Origin of the sequence: Kitasatospora sp. NPDC089913 (assembly GCF_044748625.1) — a bacterium.
GTDB lineage: Bacteria > Actinomycetota > Actinomycetes > Streptomycetales > Streptomycetaceae > Kitasatospora.
Map to the genome: position 1 here is coordinate 232,751 of NZ_JBIVGI010000005.1, position 23,515 is coordinate 256,265.

The window sequence follows — 23,515 nt, forward strand, 5'->3', positions numbered from 1 at the left end:
CTCCCCGTACCACCGACCGTCCACCGCCCCGAGGATCCACCATGCGCACCAAGGCCGTTGCCACCGCCGCTCTGCTCGCCCTCGTCCTGACCGGCTGCGGCGCCGAGATAGCCCCGGGCGGCGACGCCGCCGCCTCCGCCCACTACCCGGTGACCGTCGAGAACTGCGGTGCCCCGGTGACCTTCGCGCAGAAGCCCGCCCGGGTGGTGACGAACGACGTCGGCATCACCGAGCTGATGTTCGCGCTCGGGCTGGAGGACCGGATGGCCGGCTACGTGATGCCGGACGACAAGGGCCAGGTCGACAAGGTGGCCTGGAAGGACGCCTACCAGCGCGCCCCGTGGCTCTCCAAGAAGCAGATCACCAAGGAGATCGCGCTGGAGGCGAAGGCCGACCTGGTGTTCGCCGGCTGGCACTACGGCTTCGACGAGAGCAGCGGCGTCACCCCGCAGGCGCTGGCCGGCCTCGGCATCGGCTCCTACGTGCTCACCGAGTCCTGCCGCAGCGGCAAGGGCACCGAGCGCGGGGTGATGTCCCCGCTGCACGCGCTGTACACGGACCTCACCAACCTGGGCGAGATCTTCGACGTCCGGGACCGGGCGGACCGGCTGGTCGCCGGGTTCAAGACGGAGATCGCCGCCGTCCCCGAGCCGGCCTACCGCCCGGGCGTCTTCCTGTACGACAGCGGCGAGGACAAGCCCTTCACCTCCGGCCGGTTCGCCGCCCCGGAGGAGATCATCACCAAGGCCGGCGGGCGGAACGTGACCGGCGACCTCGCCGACTCCTGGGCCACCGTGGGCTGGGAGACCGTGGTCGAGCGCGACCCCGAGGTGATCGTGATCAACAACTACGGCACCCCGGACGCCGAGGCGAAGCGGCGGTTCCTGAAGTCCTTCCCGCCGCTGGCCGGCGTCTCGGCCGTCCGCAACGACCGGATCCTCGTCCTGGACTACGTCGACCTGGTCGAGAGCCCCCGCAACCCGGCCGCGATCACCGCGCTGGCGGCCTATCTGCGGACCGTCCCGGCCCGCTGAGGCACCGGCCGTCCCGGCCCCGACCCGACGGCCCGGGGCGGCCCGGGGACGGCCCCAGTAGGCTCGGAGGCATGATCCGCACCGCAGTCCCCGCCGACGTCCCCGTCGTCCACCGCATGATCCACGAGCTCGCGGAGTACGAGAAGGCCCCGCACGAGGCGGTCGCCACCGAGGAGCAGCTGCGGGCCGCCCTCTTCGGCGAGCAGCCGGCCGTGTTCGGCCTGATCGCCGAGGACGACACCACCGGCGAGCCGGTCGGCTTCGCGCTCTGGTTCCTCAACTTCTCGACCTGGCGCGGCAGCCACGGGATCTACCTGGAGGACCTCTACGTCAGTCCGACCGCCCGCGGCGGCGGCCACGGCAAGGCGCTGCTGCTGGAACTCGCCCGGATCGCCGTCGAGCGCGGCTACGCCCGGGTCGAGTGGTCCGTACTGGACTGGAACCGCCCCTCGATCGACTTCTACGAGGCGCTCGGCGCGGTGCCGATGAACGGGTGGACCGTCTACCGTCTCACCGACGAGGCCCTCGTCGCCGCCGGCACCCGCTGACCCCGGCCCGCCCTCCCGGACGCTCCGGTCCGGGCGCGCGGAGGGCGTACGCGGAGGGCGCGCACGGTCCTCGTCGGACCCCTGCCACCCTGAGTCGCGATGCCTTACCATGAGTGACTCCCGCTCCGGGGCACTAACGCGGTAACGTCTCGGGCGGACGGCGGCGTCCGGGCGACCCCCGAGGGGTATGACCGGTACGTACCGCACCACCCCTCTGGACAGTTGGGGCGAAGCAGTTGAGCCAAGCAACAGACAGTGCCGCGGCCACCGGCCCGGAAGCACAGCGCGTCACCCAGGAGGTGAGGGTGTCCCAGATCGACGGCGAGCCCGGGGTCCAGGACTTCGTAGAGGTCCGACTGCCCGCGGCCGGGGCCTATCTCTCGGTCCTGCGTACAGCCACGGCGGGCCTCGCGGCCCGGCTGGACTTCACCCTGGACGAGATCGAGGACCTGCGGATCGCGGTCGACGAGGCCTGCGCCATCCTGCTCCAGCAGGCCGTTCCCGGCTCGGTCCTCTCCTGCGAGTTCCGCCTGGTCGGCGACTCCCTGAAGGTGATCGTCTCGGCGCCCACCACCGACGGCCGGGCGCCCGAACGCGACACCTTCGCCTGGACCGTGCTCTCCGCGCTGGCCGGCGAGGTGGAGTCCTCGGTCGCCGAGGACAACACCGTGTCGATCAGCCTGCACAAGAAGCGCGGCGGCTCCGCCGCGCACTAGGCCGGCCGCGGCAGCGCGGCAGCAGCACCGAACAAGGGCCGTCCGCCCGGCACCACCGGGCCGGACGGACGGCTCCCGGTACCGCCCCCACCCGGCGGTACGACCATCGAGACGAACCGGGACCGGCGGTCCCGGTGCTCCCGGAACGGAACGGGGGAATGGCCGTGAGTGATCTGGACCGTACCGGCCTCGCGACGGCGGGCCCTGCCGTACCGACCCAGGCGAGCGTCCCCGGCCTCGCCGCCAACGACGAAGCGCACCCGAAGGACGCCCACCGGATGAGCCAGCCGACCGAGCCGACGCCCGAGTCGTCGCCCGATCAGTCGCCCCCGCCCGTGCCGTCGGCCGCGGACCTCCCGCCGGCCGACCGCCCGGACGGGGGTCCGGACAGCGACGGCCCGGAGGACGGCGCCGCCGACGAGGCGGCGCGGGCGCTGCGTGCCGCGGTGCCCGCCCAGGGTCCGCAGCGCAGCGGTGCCCCGGACCGCGAGGCGGCCCGGGCGCTGTTCGTCCGGCTGTCCGCGCTGCCCGAGGGCTCCCCGGAGCGCGTCGAGCTGCGCAACCAGCTGGTGCGGATGCACATCCCGCTGGTCGAGCACCTGGCCCGGCGGTTCCGCAACCGGGGCGAGCCGCTGGACGACCTCACCCAGGTCGCCACCATCGGACTGATCAAGTCGGTGGACCGCTTCGACCACGAGCGCGGGGTCGAGTTCTCCACCTACGCGACGCCGACCATCGTCGGCGAGATCAAGCGGCACTTCCGCGACAAGGGCTGGGCGGTCCGGGTGCCGCGCCGGCTCCAGGAGCTTCGGCTGTCGCTCACCACGGCGACCAGCGAGCTCTCCCAGCGGCACGGCCGCTCCCCCACGGTGCACGAGCTGGCCGAGCACCTCGGGATCTCCGAGGAGGACGTGCTGGAGGGGCTGGAGTCCGCCAACGCGTACTCCACGCTGTCACTGGACGTGCCGGACAACGACGACGAGTCGCCGGCCGTCGCGGACACCCTGGGCGCCACCGACGAGGCCCTCGAGGGCGTCGAGTACCGCGAGTCGCTCAAGCCGCTGCTCGCCCAACTGCCGCCCCGGGAGCAGAAGATCCTGGTGCTGCGGTTCTTCCGCAACATGACGCAGTCGCAGATCGCGGCCGAGGTGGGCATCTCCCAGATGCACGTCTCCCGACTGCTCGCCCGGACGCTCGCGCAGCTGCGGGAGAAGCTGCTGGTGGAGGAGTAGGGCCGGAGAACAGGACCGACGGCCGCCGGGCGGCGGCCGTCGGCAGGACGCGGTACCGGAAGGCGGCGGCCCTCCGCGCTCAGCCCTTGTGCGGAGCGTAGAGGGCCGCCGTCGACTTCGGGCTGAGCAGGGCGCCGATGCCGACCAGGCCGAGCAGGCCGACGCCCGCGCCGACGGCGGCCATCGCGCCGCCGCTCTGCCACATGTAGTAGGCCACCGGCAGGCAGATCGAGTTGGTCAGCACGGCCGGGCTGCGGCCCCAGCGGCGGCCCTGGAGCAGCGCCCGGGCGGCGAGCAGCGGCAGCACGCCGAGCAGCACGATCACCAGGCCGCCGAACTCGTTCAGGGCGAGCTGCTTGGACTGGCCGGACAGGGCGGCGACCATGTCCCAGACGCCCACGACGGCCAGCGCGGCGCCCGCGACGGCCGTGATGGCGGCGCCCACGGTGAGGGCGGTCGGACGGCCGGCACCGGGCGCGGGTACGGGTGCGGAGGATTCTGCGGTCACTCCAGCAGGGTAGCCGCCGGGAGGTCCGTACCGACCCGTAGGCTGAGCACATGCGCGCTCTCCTGGTCGTCAACCCGAAAGCGACCACCACCAGCGGTCGCACCAGGGACGTCCTGATCCACGCCCTGCGCAGCGACCTCAAGCTGGAGGTGGCGCAGACCCAGTACCGGGGCCACGCGCGCGACCTGGCCCGCCAGGCGGTCGAGGACGGCACGGTCGACCTGGTGGTGGCCCTGGGCGGCGACGGCACCGTCAACGAGGCGGTCAACGGCCTGCTCTCGCACGGCCCGGGCGAGAAGGTCCCCCGGCTGGCCGTGGTCCCGGGCGGTTCGACCAATGTGTTCGCCCGTGCGCTGGGACTGCCGAACGACCCGGTGGAGGCGACCGGCGCGCTGCTGAACGCCCTGGAGAACCGGCGGGAACGCCCGATCGGGCTGGGCAAGGCGATGACCGAGGGGCTGCCGGACCGCTGGTTCACCTTCACCGCGGGGCTCGGCTTCGACGCCGGAGTGGTGGGCCGGGTCGAGGAGCAGCGCCGGGCGGGGCGCAAGTCCACGCACGCGCTCTATGTCACGCAGGCGCTCCGCCACTTCGTCACCCAGCGTGAGCAGCGCAGATCAGGCCCGGTTTCCCTGGAGCTGGCGGGCCACGGGCCGGTGCCCGGCCTGGCGCTGGCGATAGTCAGCAACACCTCGCCCTGGACGTTCCTGGGCAACCGCCCGGTCTATCCCTCGCCGCTCGCCTCCTTCGACGCGGACCTCGACGTCTTCGGCATCACCCGGATGACGGCGTTCGGCACCGCTCGAACGGTCCGTCAGATCCTGCGGTCGCACGGGCCTTCGAGCGACGGCGCCGCATCGCCGGGCCCTTCCGGGAAGCATGTCGTCTCCTATCACGACGTCCGTCACTTCACCTTGGTTTCGGAGGAACCGGCCCCGTTCCAGGTCGACGGGGACCACCTTGGGTCCAGGAGTCGCGTCAGTTTCACAGGCGTACGGCGGGCACTGCGTGTGATTGTGTGACTAGAAGGGCCCTTCCCCCTTCTTCTCGAACGCACAAGCCCCCTTCACTCCATAGAAGTACTGGCTGTGAGCTAGGCGACACCGAAGAATCAAAAATTCCTCCCTGAAGGGGGTTGTATCCGGGCTCGAGGTTTGCGAACCTCTACATGGCGATCGGGACACATCGCAGCGACGGCAACCTCAGAACCTGTTGGGTGCCGACCGCGGAGTGTCCCTCGAATCGCCGAATCCCTCCCCAGCACAGACCTCCCGGGCCCGATGGGCCTTTGGTCTCTTTTGCTGTTGCGGGATTCGTGAAAGCGTTCACATTCACAAGGACCATCGATGTGCCGTGCGGGTGACCCCCGTCGGCAGGAGGAGTTGGACGACCATGGACTGGCGCCACCGCGCTGTCTGCCGCGAAGAGGACCCGGAGCTGTTCTTCCCGATCGGGAACACCGGTCCTGCTCTGCTGCAGATCGAGGAAGCCAAGGCCGTGTGCCGCCGCTGTCCGGTCATGGAGCAGTGCCTCCAGTGGGCCCTCGAGACCGGCCAGGACGCCGGCGTCTGGGGCGGCATGAGCGAGGACGAGCGTCGTGCGATGAAGCGTCGCGCCGCCCGCAACCGCGCCCGTACGGCCTGACCCGCACCGCCTGATCACACGCCGTAGTACCAGCAGTAACCACCGCACCGATCAACACATGATCAAAGGCTTCGCCTGCACTTCCTGGTGAAGCCTTCCGTACAAAGGACCTTGCCCGAAAAGGTCCTGCGACACTTGCCCGCCCAGCCACTTGATACTGTTCACTTAGAGCAATATTGTGGAGCTGTGGCGCTCACCGTGTGCAACGCACCGGCGAGTGGCGCACCACTTGAGCCCCCGTTCCGGCCGACTCCCCCCGACGGCCGGAACGGGTTGAGAGGCCCTGTCGACCCACCCCCCCCGGTCGACAGGGCCTCGTTTTTTCCTTCGCCGACTTCACGCCGCGGACGGTGGTGAAGGAGCGGGCCACCGGCGCTCACGCCAGTCGCACGCTCCCCCCACACCCCGGTACGTCTCAGCGCACCGGGATCTCCAGCACCACCTTGGTGCCGCCGTTCGGGCCCGCCACCATGTCGAAGGTGCCGCCCAGCTCCCCGGTGGCCAGTGTCCGGACGATCTGCAGCCCGAGGTTGCCCGCCTGCTGCGGATCGAAGCCCTCCGGCATGCCCTTGCCGTCGTCCTGCACGGTGATCAGCAGGTACTCCTCCGGCCGCGCCCCGCCGTTCCAGCTGTCCGACCAGCCCATCCCGGTGGCCGGCGCCCGGCCGCGCAGCGCGCTGACCTCCAGGCTGCCGGAGGCGCTCGGCCCGAACGCGTGCTCCAGCGCGTTCTGCAGCAGCTCCGTGAGCACCATCGCCAGCGGGGTGGCCACCTCGGCCGAGAGGATGCCGAAACTGCCGCTGCGCCGGGTCGCCACCCGGCCGTCCTGGGACAGCTCCACCACCATGGCCAGCACCCGGTCGGCGATCTCGTCGAAGGCCACCTTCTCGTCCAGCGCCTGGGACAGCGTCTCGTGCACGATCGCGATCGAGCCGACCCGGCGGACCGCCTCGTCCAGGGCGGCCCGGCCGGCCTCCGAGTCCATCCGGCGGGACTGCAGGCGCAGCAGCGCGGCGACCGTCTGCAGGTTGTTCTTCACCCGGTGGTGGATCTCCCGGATGGTGGCGTCCTTGGTCATCAGTTCGCGGTCGCGGCGGCGCAGTTCGGTGACGTCGCGGCAGAGCACCAGCGAGCCCGTCAGCGTGCCCTTGGGCTTGAGCGGGATGGCCCGCAGAGTCACCACCCCGCCCTGGACCTCCACCTCGGTCTGCCGGGGCGCCCAGCCGCTCGCCAGCTTGACCAGCGCCTCGTGCACGGCCGCCCGGGAGGGCGGCACCAGTTCGGCGGTCGCCCGGCCCAGGTGGCTGCCGACCAGATCGGCGGTGAGGCCGAGCCGGTGGTAGGCGGAGAGCGCGTTGGGGCTGGCGTAGGTGACCACGCCGTCCGCGTCGAGCCGGATCAGGCCGTCGCCGACCCGGGGCGCGGCGTCCATGTCGGTCTGTTCGACCCCCGGGTAGGGGAAGGTGCCGGCGGCGATCATCTGGGCCAGGTCGGAGGCGCTCTGCAGATAGGTGAGCTCCAGCCGGCTGGGGGTGCGGACGGTCAGCAGGTTGGTGTTGCGGGCGATCACCCCGAGCACCTTGCCCTCGCGCCGCACCGGGATCGACTCGACCCGGACCGGCACCTCCTCGCGCCACTCCGGGTCGCCCTCGCGCACGATCCGGCCCTCGTCGTAGGCGGCGTCCAGCAGGGGGCGGCGGCCGCGCGGGACGAGGTGGCCGACCATGTCGTCCTGGTAGGAGGTCGGGCCGGTGTTGGGCCGCATCTGGGCGACCGAGACGTACCGGATGCCGTCCCAGGTGGGGATCCACAGGACCAGGTCGGCGAAGGACAGGTCGGAGAGCAGCTGCCACTCCGAGACCAGCATGTGCAGCCACTCCACATCGGCACCGGTCAGGGTGGTGTGGCGGCGGACGAGTTCGTTCAGCGAGGGCACAGGCTGAGCGTAGCTCCAGGGGCGCGGGAACGGCCCGGGCCCACCCCCGGCCGACGGGTGCCGCGGCCGCTCCACCAAGTTGTCCAGACCAATTTGCGGGCCGGCCTGGACAAGCCAGATTGGTCTAGTCCACAATGAAAGGGCACCAAGGAGAGGCCCACCGCGCAACTGCCCTGACCGCGCGAGGCCCCTCCTCGGTCGGACGCCGCCGAGCGAGGACCCCGCACAGTTCTCGGTCATACACGGCGCCCGACGACAGCTCCGGGCTGCGGTGCCGCATGGGTTGAGGGTCCCGTGTCGGCGCCGTGGCCCGTAGTGCTTTCCAGGCCCCGGGCCGCGACGTCACGTCGCGGCCCGTCGTGCTGTCCGGGCCCGTTCCGCCCCGCAGGCGCAGGCCGGAACGCCGGGACCCCCGTCCACAGGCTGTGGACGGGGGTCCCGGCGTTCTGCGCGTCAGTGGCGTCAGTGGGTCTCGGTGACCTTGGCGAGGGCGCGGGGGGCGTCCGGGTCCTGGCCCCGGGCGATGGTGACCTCGTAGGCCAGCAGCTGCAGCGGCAGGATCTCCAGGATCGGCTGCACCTCCTCCGGCACGCCGGCCGGCAGCGCGAAGCCCGCCGAGGCGGACTCCACCTGCGCCTGCTGGCCCACCACGACCAGATCCGCGCCGCGGCCGCGCAGGCGGTCCAGCACCGGCTGCAGGGCCTCGCCGCCCTTGCCGTCCGGGACGATCGCGATGACCGGGGAGACGTTGTCGACCATGGCCAGCGGACCGTGCAGCAGGTCGGCGCCGGAGAACGGGGAGGCCGGGATGTAGGTGGTCTCCATGAGCTTCAGCGCCGCCTCGCGGGCGGTCGGGTAGCCGTAGCCGCGCGAGGTGATGACCAGGCGCTGGGCGAAGCGGTAGCGGTCGGCCAGGGCCTTGACCTCGTCCTGGCGGGCCAGGATCCCGGCGGCCAGCTCCGGCAGGTCCTTGGCGGCCGCGCCGTCGCCGCCGCGCAGGCCCTCGATCAGCAGGTAGAGGGCGAGCAGCTCGGCGGTGTAGGTCTTGGTGGCCGGGAGGGCCTTCTCCGGGCCCGCCAGCACGTCGATGTGGAACTCGGAGACCTCGGCCAGCGGCGAGCCCGCGTTGTTGGTGACGGCGAGGGTGATGGCCCCGGCCTCGCGGGCCGCCTTGGTGGAGGCGACCAGGTCGGGCGAACCGCCCGACTGGCTGACGGTGATCACCAGCACGTCGGTCAGGTCCGGCTTGGCCCCGTACGCGGTGGTGGTGGACATCGAGGTGAGACCGGCCGGCTTGCCGAGCAGGATCTCGATCAGGTACTTGGCGTACAGCGCCGCGTTGTCCGAGGTGCCGCGCGCGGTCAGCAGGACGAAGCGCGGCTTGCGGGCGGCGATCTGCCCGGCGATCTCGAAGATCTTGGGGGCGCCCTCGTCGAGGATGCGCTGCAGGACGGCCGGCTGCTCGGCCATCTCCGCCGCCATGATCCGGCCAGGGACGGTCTGCGTGTCGGACATCGTGGGGTGCCTCCGATGAGATGGTTCCACCCCGCCCGGGCGGGAATGCCCGGCGGGGACCTCTACGGCGGCGAGTCCGCACACTCGCTCCGGTGATTGCTGCGGCAATCCTACGGGGGCCGCCCGGGTGCGGCACATCCGAGGACGTGGTCACGCCCGGTCCGGCGGCCGCCGGGGGTGCCCCCGGGAGTGCGGAGCCCCTCCCGGCGGTGCGGGGAGGGGCTCCGGTTCCGGGGCGGCGACTGCTCAGCCGGCCTTGTTGATCAGCTGGTCGATGGCGGCGTCCGCCTCCTTGGTGGCCTGGTCCACCGGCTTGCCCTTGAGGATCGCGGTCAGCATGTCCGGCAGGATCTTCTGCTTCTCCACCAGGCCCCAGCCGGGGGCCAGCGGGGTGAACCAGGCGTCCGGCACCGCGTTGGCCGCGGCGGCGGTGGCGGGCTTGCTCTTCAGCGGGTTCAGCTGGGTGAGGTTGTTCGGCAGGATGTCCTTGTCCGCCAGTGCCTGCTCGGACTTGGTGCTGGTGAACATCCGGACCCAGTCGGTGGCCAGGGCCGCGGCGGGCGACTTCGCGGTGACGGCGAGCGCCGAGCCGCCGATGAAGGTCGGCAGCGGCTTGCCGCCCGGCCCGGGCATCGTGGCCACCTTGACGGCGTCCTTGAGGCTCGGGTCGCCGGTGACCGGGGCGGCGACGCTGGCGGCCTCGTAGCCGTTGCCGTAGAAGGTCGCCGCGTGGCCGCGGGCCATCGCCTCGTACTGGTTCTGCTCGTTGAGCGTCAGATCGCCCTTGTTGTACTTGCGCACCAGGTCGACGAAGTGGTTGATGCCCTGCTGCGACTTGGGGTCGCTCAGGGTGCCGTGCCAGTTGCCGCCGCTGTCGAAGCGGGCGATGGCGCCGCCGTACGCGGAGACGTAGCTCATCGCGGCGTACCAGTACGGGCCGGGCAGGTAGAGCGGGGAGTAGGTCTTGTCGGCCTTGTTCTTGTCGGCGATCCGGTCCAGCGCCGTGCGCAGCTCGTCCTCGGTCTTCGGGAAGTCGGCGCTGCCCGTCGCCTGCTGGAGGGCCGCCGCGTTGTAGATCGCGACCCGGGCGCCCGCGTAGTAGGGCACGCACCAGAGCTTGTCCTGGTAGGTGCAGGTGTTGGCGAGCGCCTTGATCCAGCTGTCGGCGTTGTCGAAGGTGGTCCGTTCGACCGGCGCCAGCTGGCCGGAGAGCACGTACTTCATGGTCTCGGTGTTGCCGAGTTCGACCACGTCCGGGGCGGTGCCGTCGGCGATCGCCTTGTCGAGCTTGGCGACCTTGTCGGCCCAGCCCTGGTAGGCGAGCCGCAGGGTGACCTTGGGGTACTTGGCCGCGAACTCGTCGTTGACCCGCTGGACGAGGTCGGGCCAGCTCTTCTGGGCGTCGTCCATCAGCCAGACCGTGACGGTGCCGGTGGCGGACTGCGGGTCCGCCGAGGCCGACTTGCCGCCGGAGGCCGGACCGCCCGACGAACAGGCCGTCAGACCCGCGGCCAGCGCCATGATGCCGACCGACGCCATGAACCGAGGCTTTCCCACGCCATCCTCCGAGGTGTTTGAGCTGTGCCCGCCGGCAGCGTGCTGGCTGCCCGACGGGACGGTGTCCGGGGAGGGCGGCGAAGAGCTTCGGGGTGGGCCGATACCACATCCGGGGAAATTGAAATTCGAACCGGATGGACTGGAGCCTGGCCTAGACCACTGCTGGTGTCAACGCCAAATGACCTGGCAGGAACGGCCGTTGCAGACCTGTTGTACCCCGTGGGCGATCAGTTGCGCGGCGGTCACCCTAAGTAGAACTTAAGGGTGCCTTAAGGAGGATTTGAGGGAACACCGTCAGGTTGTTCGAATCGGCAGGTCAACCGGCCCGCCGGGGTCCGGGGACGCCGACGGGCCCGCCATGCGGCATGCGCATGACGGGCCCGTCGGCGGGGTGCCTCGCGGCCCCCGGTGTCACGGTCCGGCGGGGAGTCAGCCGATCGCCCCCGGCTGCCCGGTGAGCACCTCGACCGCGGCCAGGCCGCAGACCCGGGCCGCGCCGTGGGTGGCGATGTGCAGCGCGCCGACCGGCTCGGACTGCGGCAGGCCCATCTCGACCACCGCGGCGTCCGGCCGGGCCGCCACCAGGCGGGCCAGCGCGGCCGACATCCACTCGTGCCGGTGGACGTCCCGGACCACCAGCACCAGGCGGCGGTCCGCGGCCTCGGCCAGCACCTCGGCCACCGTCGCGTCCAGCACCTGCGGCTCGGCGGCCTCCGGGCCGACCTCACGGGTCCGGGTGCCCGGGAAGCGGTCGGCCAGCATGCCGGCCACGCCCCACGGGGTCACGTCGCCGACGGCGATGTTGGGCTCGGCGGAGAACGAGGCCACGAACGGGCGCTCGGTCACCGGCAGGACCTCCCGGCCCGGCGCGCGGACCACCCGCAGCGCCCGGCGGGCCGCCCGCAGGCCGACCGCGAGGTCCGCCTCCGGCCGCTCGCCCTGGGCCGCGATCCGGCCCCAGCTGCCCAGCGCGCGCACCCGGGCGGCCGCGTCGGCGAGCCGCTCCTCCGGGAGCCGGCCGGACTGCACGCCCGCCACGATGGCGTCCCGCAGCATCAGCACGGTGGCCTCGTCGGCCAGCCCGCCGCCCACGCAGATCGCGTCCGCGCCGGCCGCCAGGGCCAGCACGGTGCCCTCGCCCATGCCGAAGGTGTCGGCGATGGCGCCCATCTCGATCGCGTCGCTGACGATCAGGCCCTGGTAGCCCAGGCCGCCGTCCTGCGGGGCCGCGCGCAGCAGGTCGCGCAGCACGGTGGGGCTGAGCGTGGCGGGCAGCTTCGGGTCGAGCGCCGGGATCATGATGTGGGCCGTCATCACGGCCTTGGTCCCGGCGGCGATGGCGGCCTGGAACGGCACCAGGTCGCGGGCGCGCAGCACGTCCAGGTCGACGTCGATGACCGGGAGCCCGTGGTGCGAGTCGACGGCGGTGTCGCCGTGGCCCGGGAAGTGCTTGGAGCAGGCCGCGACGCCGGCCGACTGCAGGCCCTCGACCCAGGCGGCGGTGTGCCGGGCGCACAGCTCCGGGTCGGCACCGAAGGAGCGGACGCCGATCACCGGGTTGCGCGGGTTGGAGTTGACGTCGGCGGTGGGCGCCCAGTTGTAGTTCACGCCGGCGGCGGCCAGGGCCCGGCCCAGCTCACGGGCCACGTCGCGGGTCAGCGCCGGGTCGTCGATCGCGCCGAGGGCGAGGTTGCCCGGCCAGGACGAGCCGGAGCCCGCCTCCAGCCGGGTGACGTCGCCGGACTCCTCGTCGATGGCGATCAGCAGGTCGGGGTTCTCGGCCCGCAGCGCGGCGGTGAGGGCGGCCAGCTGGCCGAGGTCGGCCACGTTGCGGTCGAACAGCGCGACCGAGCCGAGGCCGGCCGCGAGGTGGCGGCGCAGCCACTCCGGCGGCTCGGTGCCGACGAAGCCGGGCTGGAGGACGGTCAGCGCGTCGCGGTGCAGCTGGTCGGAGGCCGGGAGGGTGGGAACGAGGATGCTCACGATGGGATCAGCCCTTCACGGCGCCGTCGGTGAGGCCACCGACCGCCTTGCGCTGCAGGAAGACGAACAGGATCAGCACCGGGAGGGCGAACAGCGTCGACGCCGCCATGGTGGCGCCCCAGTCGTTGCCGAAGGCGGTCTGGAACGAGGACAGCCACAGCGGCAGGGTCTGGCCGTCGGTCTTGTTGATGATGAGGACGAGCGGGAACTCGTTCCAGGCGGTGATGAAGCCGAACAGCGAGGTGGACATCAGGCCCGGCGCCAGCAGCGGGAAGATCACCTTCACGAAGGCCTGGGTGCGGGTGCAGCCGTCCACCATGGCCGACTCCTCCAGTTCCTTCGGGACCGCCGCGATGAATCCGCGCAGGGTCCAGATGGTGAAGGGCAGCACCATCATCATGTAGAAGGCGGTGAGCGGGACGAGGCTGTTCAGCATCTCGTTGTCGCGGGAGATCAGGTAGACCGCGATGGTCATGACCTCCCAGGGCGCCATCTGCGCGGCCATGATGACCAGCACGAAGGCCTTGCGGCCGCGGAAGCGCATCCGGGCGACGGCGAAGGCGGCCAGGGTGGCGATCACCAGCGAGATGACCACCGCGAGCACGGTGACGATGAAGCTGTTGGCGGTGTACGTCCAGAACTTCGGCACGTTGACCGCGGTCTTGAAGTGCTCCAGGGTCGCGTCGAGCGGCACGAACACCGGCGTCTTGCTGATGATGTCCTTGGACGGCTTGAAGGCCGTGCTGATCATCCAGTAGACGGGGAACGCGAAGAAGACGAAGAGGACGACCGCGACGACGTTGGGCCAGGTGCGTCCGATGAGCGAGCGCCTCACAGCTCGTCCTCCTGCTTCAGAATGATCCGGAAGTAGTACGCCATCAGGACGCCCAGGATCAGGATGGTGAGCACCGCGATCGCGGCACCGGTGCCGTAGTGCTGGCGGCCCGAGCCCTCCAGGAAGGCGTGGATCGGCAGGGTGCGGGTGAGCCCGTCGGGACCGCCGGCCTTGATCGCGTAGATCTGGGTGAAGGCCTTGAAGATCCAGATGACCTCGAGGAAGGTCGTGGCGAGGAAGAACGGCTTGAGGTTGGGGAACATCACCGCGGTGAAGATCTTCACCGGCCCCGCGCCGTCCATCCGGGCCGCCTCGTAGAGCTCCTTGGGGATGGTGGTCAGCGCCGCGTACATGTTGAACGCCACGAACGGGATCGAGCCCCAGACCAGCAGCAGGAGGATCACGAAGAAGGTCGAGTACTGGCTGCCGGTCCAGTTGTAGGCGGCCATCGAGTGCCAGCCCAGGGCGTCGAGCAGCCAGTTGACGACACCGAACCGGGTCTCGAACAGCCAGGTGTACACGGTGGTCGAGGCGACCACCGGCATCGCCCAGGCGAGCAGCAGGCCGATCGACAGCAGCAGCCGCATCTTCTTGCCGAGCCGGTTGAGCAGCAGGCCGACCAGCGCGCCGCCGACCATGATCAGGAAGACGTTCAGCACCGTGAAGGCGACCGAGCGGCCGGTGACGGCCCAGAACTGCTCGTCCTTGAGCTGCTCGGTGTAGTTCTCGAAGCCGTTCCACTCGGTCAGGTGCTGGACGAGCTGGCGCGCGTTCAGGTTCTGGAACGAGACCAGGACGGTCTTCAGCAGGGGCCAGCCCAACAGGGCCAGGGTGGCCAGAGTGGCCGGCAGGAGCAGCAGGTACGGCGCGAACCGGGAGCCGATGCTCCGCCCGTCCGCCGGTCTGGCGCTCTTCTTCTTCGCGGTGCCGGCGCCGCCGCTGCGGGCGGCGCTCGTCTCAATAGTGGCCACAGCAGCCTTCCCTGACTCCGGGGACTGTGTCTGCACCCGCTCCGAATGCACAGCCATCGTTCTCTCTTCCTGACAACCCGACCACGACGGACAGGCGCCGCCCACCGGCCCCCCGCCGGGAGCCGGTGAGCGACGCCGCTCGACTGCTACTGCTTGGCGTTGAGACGCTTGGCGATCTCGTCGTCCGCCTTCTTGGCGGCGGCGGCGTAGTCGCCGGTCAGGGCAGCGGTCAGGAACTCCTTGATCGGGTTCGGGTCGTTCTCGACGCTCGCCCAGTTCGGGGTGGTCGGGGTGATGCCACCGACGACCGCGGCCAGCTTCGCGGCGGACGCGAAGTCACCGACGACCTTGTCGTTCAGCGCCGTCTTGTTCGGGATGAGACCCGAGGCGGCGACGATGCCCTCGTTCTTGTCGTTGAGGGCGACCTTCAGGAAGTCCTTGGCCATGTCGGTGTTCTTGCTGGCCGAGGCGACGGCCAGGTTCGAGCCGCCGAGGAAGGCGCCGGAGGGCTTGTCGGCGGTCTTGCCCGGGAGCGGGAAGAAGCCGATCTTGTCCTTGGCCATGGCCTTCTCGTCCGGGAGCTCCCAGCCGAGGCCGATCATCGCGCCGACGTCACCCTTGCCGAAGACGTCCTTCTGCTGCGGCTTGGCCTCGTCCTTGTCCTTGGCACCCGTGGTCGAGTAGCCCTGGAGCTTCTTGTAGACGTCGAACGCCTTCTGCGCCTCGGGGGTCGACAGACCGCCGGTCCACTTGTCGCCGTCCTTCTTCGCCAGCTTGCCGCCCTCGCTGGTGAGGAGACCGAAGTAGACGTACCACTCCTGGCCCGGCATGTAGATCGGGTCGGCGACGCCCTCGGTGGTCTTGAGCTTCTCCAGCGAGGTGTAGAACTCGTCCAGCGTCTTCGGGATGCTCAGACCGGCCTTGGTCCAGAGGTCCTTGTTGTAGGAGACGACGCGGTTGGTGACGTACCACGGGGCGGCGTACTGCTTGCCGTCCAGGATCGCGGACTCGCTCTGGTTGGCGGCCCAGTCGGCACCGCCGATGGCGGCCTTGTCCTTGGTGATGTCGAGCAGACCACCGGTGGCGGCGTAGCCCGCGGTCTGGGTGTTGCCGACCTCGAGGACGTCGACGGAACCCTCGGAGAGCGCGGCGGTGACCTTGGGACCGATGCCGGTCCACTCCTGGGTCTGGAACTCGACCTTGGAGCCCGGGTAGGTCGACTCGAACTCGGTCTTGACCGAGTCCTCCCAGCCCTTGGGGGCCGAGCCGGTCATCAGCCACACCTTGAGCGTCTTGCCGTTGTAGTCCTTCTTGCCGGCCGCGGCGGTCGAGCTGCCGGACGCGGAGTTGCTGCCGCTGTCGTCCTTCTTGGCGTCCGAGCCACAGGCCGCGAGACCAACAACCATGGCCGCGACGCCGACCGCCGCGATGAGCTGACGCTTCACGCCATCCTCCTGAGGGATGCCTGGTTACCCCCGTCGGGTGGCAGCGGCATACCCACACGAGGTGGGAGGAATGGTGCCGCGGACTCCATCGAACGGGTGGGGGGATTCATAGTGACCGGCCTAGTGGTGTAGACCAGATGCCTGGAGCTTGGCCTAGACCAATGGGCCTGTCAACGGCTGTTCGACCGATCAGGACCACCCGTTATCAAGCCGACACCGCACATCGTTCATCGCGTGATGAGGTATTCGTTCCGTAGCCATACATGCAACGATGTGAGCCGTTAATGAAGTGGCGAGGCCCCCCGGGGGCCCCGCGAGAAGCGGGAGACACGTCCGATGAGCAGCGACGGGGGCAGCACGGCCCAGGTCAACGACCCCCAGGCGAAGAGCCTCGCCGCCCAGGGCGGCTCGGACCCGACCGCCAGGGTGCCGAAGTACTACGGCCTCAAGCGCCACCTGCTGCAGCTCACCGAGACCCAGCCCGCCGGTACCCCGGTACCGCCCGAACGGGCACTGGCGGCGCAGTTCGACACCTCGCGCACCACCGTCCGGCAGGCCCTGCAGGAGCTCGTCGTCGAGGGGCGGCTCGAGCGCATCCAGGGCAAGGGCACCTTCGTCGCCAAGCCCAAGGTCGCCCAGGCCCTCCAGCTGACCTCCTACACCGAGGACATGCGCGCCCAGGGGCTGGAGCCCACCTCCCGGCTGATCGAGATCGGCTACATCACCGCCGACGACCGGCTGGCCCCGCTGCTGGACATCAAGCCCGGCGGCCGGGTGCTGCGGATCGAGCGCCTGCGGCTGGCCAACGGCGACCCGATGGCCATCGAGGTGGCCCATCTGTCCGCCAAGCGCTTCCCGGCCCTGCGCCGCAACCTGGCCAAGCACAACTCCCTCTACACGGCGCTGCGCGAGGTCTACGGGGTGACCGTGGCCGAGGCCGAGGAGACCATCGAGACCACCCTGGCCGACCCGCGCGAGGCCGGGCTGCTCGGCTCCGACCTCGGCCTGCCGATGCTCCAGCTGTCCCGGCACTCCTTCGACGCCGAGGGCGACCCGGTCGAGTGGGTCCGCTCGATCTACCGGGGCGACCGCTACAAGTTCATCACCCGCCTCCAGCGGCCCGAGCCGGCGTAGCGTACGGCCTCCCGCACCGCCCCAGCTGCTTTCCGCACCACCCTCCACCGCTTCCGGGCCCCGGCGTACGCGCCGGGGCCCGCGGTGCGTCCGGGGCGCACGACAGGTCCGGATGGCGGGAATCTGCACCGATCCGGTGACATGGATCACGCGATGCTCTAGATTCCGCATCCATACTGACTGCCGATCACCAGTGGTGCTGCTCGGCGGGCCACGGGGGTGTGCGGTTCCCCGGGGCTGCGGCGCCGGCGAGGTGAGACCCTCCGGAGCGGAGCCGAACCATGTCGTCAGATCTCGACACCGACCTGCCTGTCATGCCCGAGCCAGAAGAGCCACCGGGTCACCTCCTGCCGGCGGTCACCCCCGAGCGGGTGCTGGCCGTGCTCGCCCTGCTGGTGCCGATCGTCGCGATGCTCTGGGTGGGCTCGTACGACAAGCTCGGCCCCGAGGTGGGCGGCGTCCCCTTCTTCTACTGGTACCAGCTGCTCTGGGTACCTGCCTCGGCCGTCTTCACGGTCGCGGCCTACCTGCTGATCAACCGCGACGAGAAGGCCCGCCGGGCCGCCCGCGCCGGGAAGGCGGGTGAGGTCCGGTGAACGGGGTCAACGTGCCCGCGCTGACGGTCTTCGTCCTCTTCTTCCTGCTGGTCACCGTGATGGGCTTCCTGGCCTCCCGGTGGCGGCGCGCCGACAACGCCCACCACCTGGACGAATGGGGCCTGGGCGGACGCAGCTTCGGGACCTGGGTCACCTGGTTCCTGCTGGGCGGCGACCTCTACACCGCCTACACCTTCGTGGCCGTGCCCGCCGCGGTCTACGCGACCGGTGCGGCGGGCTTCTTCGCCGTCCCCTACACGATCATCGCCTACCCGCTGGTCTTCCTCTTCCTCCCCCGGCTCTGGTCGGTCTCCCGGGTGCACGGCTACGTCACGCCCGCCGACTTCGTGCGCGGGCGGTACGGCTCCCGGCCGCTGTCGCTGATGGTCGCGCTGACCGGCATCCTCGCCACCATGCCGTACATCGCGCTCCAGCTGGTCGGCATCCAGGCGGTGCTGGACGTGCTGGGCGTCGGCGGCGGCGAGAACGCCAACTGGTTCGTCAAGGACCTGCCGCTGTTCATCGCCTTCGGGGTGCTCGCCGCGTACACCTACTCCTCCGGGCTGCGCGCGCCGGCACTGATCGCCTTCGTCAAGGACGCCCTCGTCTACGTGGTGATCATCGTCGCGGTGATCTACATCCCGATCCGGCTCGGCGGCTACGGCCACATCTTCGACGCGGTCGGCGAGAAGTTCGCCGCGCCCAAGTCCGGTGGCTCGCTCACCGTGCCGGAGAACAAGCAGTGGACGTACGCGACGCTGGCGCTCGGCTCGGCGATGGCCCTGTTCATGTACCCGCACTCGGTCACCGGCGTGCTGGCCAGCAAGTCCCGCAACACCGTGCGCCGGAACATGGCGATCATGCCCGCCTACTCGCTGATGCTCGGCCTGCTGGCGCTGCTCGGCTTCATGGCGATCGCGGCCGGTGTCGGCCAGGGCGACAAGGGCTTCAACACCCAGCTCTCGGTGCCGCAGCTGTTCGAGAACATGTTCCCCGACTGGTTCACCGGCGTCGCCTTCGCCGCGATCGGGATCGGCGCGCTGGTCCCGGCCGCGATCATGTCCATCGCGGCGGCGAACCTGTTCACCCGCAACGTCTACAAGGAGTTCCTGAAGCCGGCCGCCACCCCGGCCGACGAGACCCGGGTCGCCAAGCTGGTCTCGCTGCTCGTCAAGGTCGGCGCGCTGGTCTTCGTGCTCGGCATGGACAAGCAGGCGGCGATCAACCTCCAGCTGCTCGGCGGTCTGTGGATCCTGCAGACCTTCGTCTCCATCGTCGGCGGCCTGTTCACCCGCTGGTTCCACCACTGGGCACTGCTGGCCGGCTGGGCGGCCGGCATGGTCTACGGCACCTGGAAGGCCTACGGGATCGCCAGCCCCAAGACCAAGCACTTCGGCGGGAACGCGGCCGAGATCCCCGGCATCGGCGAGATCGGCTACATCGGGCTCACCGCCTTCGTGCTCAACCTGCTGGTCGCGGTGGTGCTGACGCTGGTCCTGCGCGCCGTCGACGCGCCCCCCGGGACGGACGAGACCCGGCCGGGCGACTACAGCGCCGAGAGCGGCGACGTGGAGCCGAAGAACGCGCCGGAGCCCGTGGCAGCGCGCTGATACGTGCTGTGCGCGCCCTGTGTTCGCGCCGTCCCCTCCGTCAACACTGGAGGGGACGGCGCGATCATATGTATGAACGGCCGCGTGATTTGGGCACCACACCAGGGCACCAACCAGACCGGACCGACAGCCGGCCGGCAACTGATCGACCCACGGGGAGCGGCGGCAATGGCAGAACTCGGCACCACCCTCAACGGCCAGCACCACCACACCGACGGACGGCACCGGACGGCCGCCCCGCACCGGCCCGCCGGTCCCACCGCGGCTCCCGGCCTGTCCTCCGTCCCCTCCGTCCTGATCGCCACCCGCCACGGCGAGTCCACCGCCAACGTCGAGTTCCAGCACGCCGAGGCGGCCGGCGCGCTCAGCGTCCCGATCAGCTGCCGGGACGCGGACATCCCGCTCTCGATGCACGGCCAGCAGCAGGCGCAGGCCCTCGGCCGCTGGTGGGCCGGGCTGCCGAGCGCCGACCGGCCGCGCAGCGTCTGGTGCTCGCCGTACGTGCGCACCGCCGAGACCGCCCGGATCGCGCTCGCCCAGGCCGCCGGCCTCGGCGCCGTCCCGGTCTCGCTCGCCGTCCGCTACGACGAGCGGCTGCGCGACCGCGAGCTCGGCGTCCTGGAGATGCTCACCAGGGCCGCCATCGAGGCCGACCACCCCGGGGAGGCGGCCCGGCGGCGGAAGATGGGCGAGCTGTACTACCGCCCGCCCGGCGGCGAGTCCTGGGCCGACGTGGCGCTGCGGGTGCGCAGCGTGCTGCGCGACATCTGCGCCGAGGACGCCGGGCGGCCGGTCCTGCTGGTCGCGCACGACTGCACCGTGCTCATGCTCCGCTACGCGCTGGACCGGCTCTCCGAGGAGCAGCTGACCGCGCTGGAGCCGGTGCGCAACTGCTCCACCAGCCTCTGGCGCGCCGAGGCCGGCCGGCTGCGGCCGGAGCACTGGAACACCACCGGGCACCTGGAGCCCACGGACTGAACGGAGCCCGCGGACCGCCGGACGGGGGCGGCGGGCCCGGGGCGGCGGACCGGGCGGACGGCGGCCCCCGGGCCCGGACGGCGACCCGGGCGGCGGCCCTCAGGCCCGGACGGCGACCCTGGCGGCGGGCTCGGCGAAGCAGCGCCGGTAGGCCAGCGGTGTGGTGCCCAGCCGGCGGCCGAAGTGGTGCCGCAGGGTGGCCGCGTTGCCGAAGCCGCAGCGGGCGGCGATCGTGTCCACCGGCTCGCTGGTCGACTCCAGCAGCCGCTGGGCGAGCAGCAGCCGCTGCCCGATCAGCCAGCGGTGCGGGGTGGTGCCGGTCTCCTGGTGGAAGCGCCGGGCGAAGGTGCGCGGCGACATGTGGACCCGTCCGGCCAGCTGCTCGACGGTCGACTCCTCGTCCAGGTGGTGGCGCATCCAGTCGAGCAGCGGAGCCAGTGAATCGCCGTCCCCCTCCGGCAGCGGCCGGTAGACGAACTGGGCCTGCCCGCCCTCCCGGTGCGGGGCCACCACCATCCGGCGGGCGATGCCCCGGGCCACCTCGGCGCCCTGCACCCGGCGGACCAGGTGCAGACAGGCGTCGATGCCGGCCGCGGTACCGGCGGAGGTGATCACCGGGTCGTCGTCCACGTACAGGACGTCCGGCTCGACGGTGGTCCGCGGGTAGCGGGCGGCGAGTTCGGCGCTGTACCGCCAGTGCGTGGTGGAGCGGCGGCCGTCCAGCAGTCCGGCGGCGCCGACCACGAACGCGCCGCTGCAGATGGACAGCACCCGGGCGCCGCGGGCGTGGGCCGCCCGCAGTGCCTCCAGCAGCGGTTCCGGGTACTCCCGGCTGATGGTGGTGGCCGTGACCACCACCAGGTCGGCGGCGGCGATCCGCTCGGGGCCGTGCGGGACGTCGATGGTGAAGCCGGCATGGGTGCGGTGCGGGCCGGGGCGGGCGCCGGCGATCGCGAAGTCGTAGCCGGGCAGTCCGTCCTCGGTCCGGTCCAGGCCGAACACCTCGCAGGCCACCCCGAGCTCGAAGGGGTGGACCTCTTCCATCACGACCGCGACCACGTTCTTGAGCATGCCGACAGGGTAGCCCCGGCGTTGGCAGTTTTTCGATGCATTCGGTCATTCCTGCCACTCGTCCGTCGTCGGCGCCGACGGGAGAGTGGAGACATGGATTCCGACACGCTCGCCAGCGCACTGGCCCTGCTCGGGACGGTCGGCGGTTTCGGTCTGCTCGGTGCCCTGATCGGACGCGAGGTGGCCGGGCAGAAGGCCACCGGACGCGACAACTGGCACCGCCAGGGCGGTTACCCCGTCGACCCCGCCCTGCCCGACCGGCTGCACGGCACCATGCCCGCCGCCTCGCTCCGCCCGTCCGCCGACCCCGCCGCCTCAGCCGCTCCCGTCACTTCCACCACTTCCGCCCATCCCGCCGCTCCCGCCGGCGGCGCCGATGCCGGACCCCCGCTCTCCGTCCTCCCCGGTGGCTCCGGCAGACTGGCCGGATGGACATCGTCATCCGCCCGGCCCGGCCCGAGGAGTTCGAGGAAGCCGGCCGCATAACCGTCGAGGCCTTCGTCGGCGACGGCCACACCGCACCCGACGGCGACTACGTCCACCGGCTGCGCGACGCGGCCCGCCGGGCCGCGGAGGCCGAACTCCTGGTCGCGGTCGACCCGGCCACCGGCACCGTCCTCGGCTGCGTCACCTTCGCGGTCGGCGGCACCACCTGGGCGGACATCGCCACCCCGGAGGAGGGCGAGATCCGGATGCTGGCCACCGCGGCGGCCGCCCGCGGGCGCGGCGTCGGCGAGGCACTGGTCCGCGCCGCGCTCGCCCGCAGCCGCGAACTCGGTCTGGCCGGGATGGCGTTCTCCACCCAGCCGGCGATGACCACCGCCCACCGGATCTACCAGCGGGTCGGCTTCGTCCGCGCCCCCGGGCGGGACTGGTCTCCGGTGCCGGGCGTCGATCTGATGGTCTACAGCATGGTGTTCTGAGCGGCTGTCGGGCACCGGCCGGACGACGTCCGAGGCCAGGGTTGCGATCCACCATCGGGTATGACGATCGGATTTGGGCGCTGCTAGGATCCGCCGCATGACGACGGGGAACACGCCGGCTGGCTGGTACGACGATCCTTCCGGCCAGCCCAATACGGAACGCTGGTGGGACGGTTCCGCGTGGAGCGGCCGCACCCGGCCCAAGTCCGCGGCCGACGCCGCGACGGTGGGCTCCGGGACCGGCGGCGCCCCGGGCCAGGGCGTGCCGGGCGCGTTCGGCCCCGCCCCCTCGGTCGCCGCGACGCCCACGGTGGTCACGCCCGCCGCCGCGCCGGCCGCTCCGCAGCCGTTCACGCCGACCTCCGTCGTGTTCGAGACCGTCGAGCCCAACACCGGCCGCCGCAAGCTGCTGCTCGGCGTCGGCGCCGTCCTGCTCTCCGTGGTCATGGCGGGCGCCGGCTACGTCGTCGGCCACCGGAGCGCCGACAAGGGCACCGACTCCCCGCAGGCCGGCGGCAGCGCGAACCCCACCAGCACCGCCGACCCCAAGAGCCCCAACGGCTTCATGGGCGCCACCCTGACCGGAGGTCAGCAGTTCCCCGGCGGGAAGCAGGTGACCGGCCAGGAGTCGAAGATGAACTTCCTGCTGCCGGCCGACTGGCAGGTCCAGAGCGACGCCAAGAACCCCACCGACGTGCGTTACGCGGTCTCCCCGTACGCCTGCGTCGGCCACGGCAGCGGCGCCTGCACCCGCGGCCTGGTGGTCCAGAACCTCCGGGTGTTCAACGGCGGCTGGGCCGACCCGAAGTCCATGGTCCTCGGCATGGGCCAGCTGCTCTACAACACCCGCTTCGGCTCCGACGCGCCCGCGCCGCCCGAGCCGCTGAAGCAGTCCGCCGTCAAGATCCAGGGCATGGACGGCTACCTGGCGCTCTGGCACGTGCCGATGTCCAGCGGCTCCTCGACGCCCGACGCCTACTGCGGCGTCCTCGAGGTGACCCCGGCGGCCGGTGCCACCACCGTGCCGGTGCTGCAGATCTGCCTCGACCAGGCCCCCGAGGCGCCGGCCCTGACGCTGATGGACCAGATCGCCAACTCGGTGAAGATCACCCCCTGATCCGGAAACATCCGGACGAACGGGGTCCGGAGGCTCTCCCCGCCCCCCGGTGACCCGTCACCGGGGGGTGCCCTTATGCTCACTAGCGGCCACCGGGCCCGCCGCCCACACGGCGGGCACCACGGACGCGGCCCGCACCGCGGGCACCGCGGACGCACCGGC

At 71.4% G+C, this 23,515-nt stretch carries 22 protein-coding genes; 13 read left to right on the forward strand and 9 right to left on the reverse strand.

The window, feature by feature from the left end; all coding sequences use genetic code 11:
* The first annotated feature begins 41 nt into the window (after positions 1-41).
* From ACIPYS_RS10815 to ACIPYS_RS10830, 4 genes are all read left to right on the forward strand, one after another.
* Positions 42-1,034: an ABC transporter substrate-binding protein gene (locus ACIPYS_RS10815; RefSeq protein ID WP_400745354.1), complete on the forward strand. Its 993-nt coding sequence runs from the start codon at positions 42-44 to the stop codon at positions 1,032-1,034.
* A 71-nt stretch (positions 1,035-1,105) separates the two neighbouring features.
* On the forward strand, positions 1,106-1,582 hold the full coding sequence (locus ACIPYS_RS10820; RefSeq protein WP_093860581.1) for a GNAT family N-acetyltransferase: 477 nt from the start codon (positions 1,106-1,108) through the stop codon (positions 1,580-1,582).
* A 305-nt stretch (positions 1,583-1,887) separates the two neighbouring features.
* Positions 1,888-2,298 (forward strand): anti-sigma regulatory factor, encoded by a 411-nt coding sequence (locus tag ACIPYS_RS10825; RefSeq protein ID WP_093860582.1) that lies wholly within the window; start codon positions 1,888-1,890, stop codon positions 2,296-2,298.
* A gap of 164 nt (positions 2,299-2,462) precedes the next feature.
* A complete protein-coding gene (locus tag ACIPYS_RS10830) occupies positions 2,463-3,530 on the forward strand; it encodes an RNA polymerase sigma factor SigF (protein ID WP_231978586.1) in 1,068 nt (355 codons plus the stop codon).
* Positions 3,531-3,609: 79 nt separating this feature from the next.
* Here ACIPYS_RS10830 and ACIPYS_RS10835 read toward each other — a convergent pair whose 3' ends face one another.
* Positions 3,610-4,038: a hypothetical protein gene (locus ACIPYS_RS10835; protein ID WP_400745356.1), complete on the reverse strand. Its 429-nt coding sequence runs from the start codon at positions 4,036-4,038 to the stop codon at positions 3,610-3,612.
* Between the two features lie 50 nt (positions 4,039-4,088).
* Between ACIPYS_RS10835 and ACIPYS_RS10840 the strand changes: the two genes are divergently transcribed.
* A complete protein-coding gene (locus tag ACIPYS_RS10840) occupies positions 4,089-5,060 on the forward strand; it encodes a diacylglycerol/lipid kinase family protein (RefSeq protein WP_400745357.1) in 972 nt (323 codons plus the stop codon).
* 370 nt (positions 5,061-5,430) lie between these two features.
* Positions 5,431-5,682, forward strand: coding sequence for a WhiB family transcriptional regulator (locus ACIPYS_RS10845; RefSeq protein WP_014138019.1), 252 nt, complete (start codon positions 5,431-5,433; stop codon positions 5,680-5,682).
* Positions 5,683-6,097: 415 nt separating this feature from the next.
* Here the strand turns inward: ACIPYS_RS10845 and ACIPYS_RS10850 are convergent, their stop codons facing one another.
* The 7 genes from ACIPYS_RS10850 to ACIPYS_RS10880 all read right to left on the reverse strand — a co-directional run bounded on the left by ACIPYS_RS10850 (position 6,098) and on the right by ACIPYS_RS10880 (position 15,924).
* Positions 6,098-7,618, reverse strand: coding sequence for a sensor histidine kinase (locus ACIPYS_RS10850; RefSeq protein ID WP_286158633.1), 1,521 nt, complete (start codon positions 7,616-7,618; stop codon positions 6,098-6,100).
* 462 nt (positions 7,619-8,080) lie between these two features.
* Positions 8,081-9,133, reverse strand: coding sequence for an SIS domain-containing protein (locus tag ACIPYS_RS10855; RefSeq protein WP_093860586.1), 1,053 nt, complete (start codon positions 9,131-9,133; stop codon positions 8,081-8,083).
* Between the two features lie 246 nt (positions 9,134-9,379).
* Complete coding sequence (locus ACIPYS_RS10860; protein ID WP_093860587.1) at positions 9,380-10,672, reverse strand: extracellular solute-binding protein; 1,293 nt, start codon at positions 10,670-10,672, stop codon at positions 9,380-9,382.
* 447 nt (positions 10,673-11,119) lie between these two features.
* Positions 11,120-12,673, reverse strand: coding sequence for a glycoside hydrolase family 3 protein (locus tag ACIPYS_RS10865; protein WP_093860588.1), 1,554 nt, complete (start codon positions 12,671-12,673; stop codon positions 11,120-11,122).
* Between the two features lie 7 nt (positions 12,674-12,680).
* Positions 12,681-13,508: a carbohydrate ABC transporter permease gene (locus tag ACIPYS_RS10870; protein ID WP_093860589.1), complete on the reverse strand. Its 828-nt coding sequence runs from the start codon at positions 13,506-13,508 to the stop codon at positions 12,681-12,683.
* Positions 13,505-14,536 (reverse strand): carbohydrate ABC transporter permease, encoded by a 1,032-nt coding sequence (locus ACIPYS_RS10875; protein ID WP_093860590.1) that lies wholly within the window; start codon positions 14,534-14,536, stop codon positions 13,505-13,507. The genes ACIPYS_RS10870 and ACIPYS_RS10875 overlap by 4 nt, the downstream gene beginning before the upstream one ends.
* Positions 14,537-14,625: 89 nt before the next feature.
* Entirely contained in the window at positions 14,626-15,924 is a 1,299-nt protein-coding gene (locus ACIPYS_RS10880) for an extracellular solute-binding protein (RefSeq protein ID WP_093860591.1), read from the reverse strand.
* Between the two features lie 336 nt (positions 15,925-16,260).
* Here ACIPYS_RS10880 and ACIPYS_RS10885 point away from each other — a divergent pair, with 336 nt between their 5' ends.
* The 4 genes from ACIPYS_RS10885 (at position 16,261) to ACIPYS_RS10900 (ending at position 20,242) form a co-directional block, all read left to right on the forward strand.
* Positions 16,261-17,058: a GntR family transcriptional regulator gene (locus ACIPYS_RS10885; protein WP_231978587.1), complete on the forward strand. Its 798-nt coding sequence runs from the start codon at positions 16,261-16,263 to the stop codon at positions 17,056-17,058.
* A gap of 281 nt (positions 17,059-17,339) precedes the next feature.
* Positions 17,340-17,654 (forward strand): DUF3311 domain-containing protein, encoded by a 315-nt coding sequence (locus tag ACIPYS_RS10890; RefSeq protein ID WP_400745362.1) that lies wholly within the window; start codon positions 17,340-17,342, stop codon positions 17,652-17,654.
* A complete protein-coding gene (gene mctP / locus ACIPYS_RS10895) occupies positions 17,651-19,264 on the forward strand; it encodes a monocarboxylate uptake permease MctP (protein WP_093860592.1) in 1,614 nt (537 codons plus the stop codon). The genes ACIPYS_RS10890 and mctP overlap by 4 nt, the downstream gene beginning before the upstream one ends.
* A gap of 168 nt (positions 19,265-19,432) precedes the next feature.
* Positions 19,433-20,242 (forward strand): histidine phosphatase family protein, encoded by an 810-nt coding sequence (locus tag ACIPYS_RS10900; RefSeq protein WP_093860593.1) that lies wholly within the window; start codon positions 19,433-19,435, stop codon positions 20,240-20,242.
* A gap of 99 nt (positions 20,243-20,341) precedes the next feature.
* Here ACIPYS_RS10900 and ACIPYS_RS10905 read toward each other — a convergent pair whose 3' ends face one another.
* Positions 20,342-21,313, reverse strand: coding sequence for a helix-turn-helix domain-containing protein (locus tag ACIPYS_RS10905; protein WP_093860594.1), 972 nt, complete (start codon positions 21,311-21,313; stop codon positions 20,342-20,344).
* Between the two features lie 93 nt (positions 21,314-21,406).
* Here ACIPYS_RS10905 and ACIPYS_RS10910 point away from each other — a divergent pair, with 93 nt between their 5' ends.
* From ACIPYS_RS10910 to ACIPYS_RS10920, 3 genes are all read left to right on the forward strand, one after another.
* Positions 21,407-21,799: a hypothetical protein gene (locus ACIPYS_RS10910; RefSeq protein ID WP_400745365.1), complete on the forward strand. Its 393-nt coding sequence runs from the start codon at positions 21,407-21,409 to the stop codon at positions 21,797-21,799.
* Positions 21,742-22,236: a GNAT family N-acetyltransferase gene (locus ACIPYS_RS10915; protein ID WP_093860596.1), complete on the forward strand. Its 495-nt coding sequence runs from the start codon at positions 21,742-21,744 to the stop codon at positions 22,234-22,236. The genes ACIPYS_RS10910 and ACIPYS_RS10915 overlap by 58 nt, the downstream gene beginning before the upstream one ends.
* Before the next feature lie 97 nt (positions 22,237-22,333).
* Positions 22,334-23,353, forward strand: a complete 1,020-nt coding sequence (locus ACIPYS_RS10920) for a DUF2510 domain-containing protein (RefSeq protein WP_400745367.1) — start codon at positions 22,334-22,336, stop codon at positions 23,351-23,353.
* The last annotated feature ends 162 nt before the right edge of the window (positions 23,354-23,515 follow it).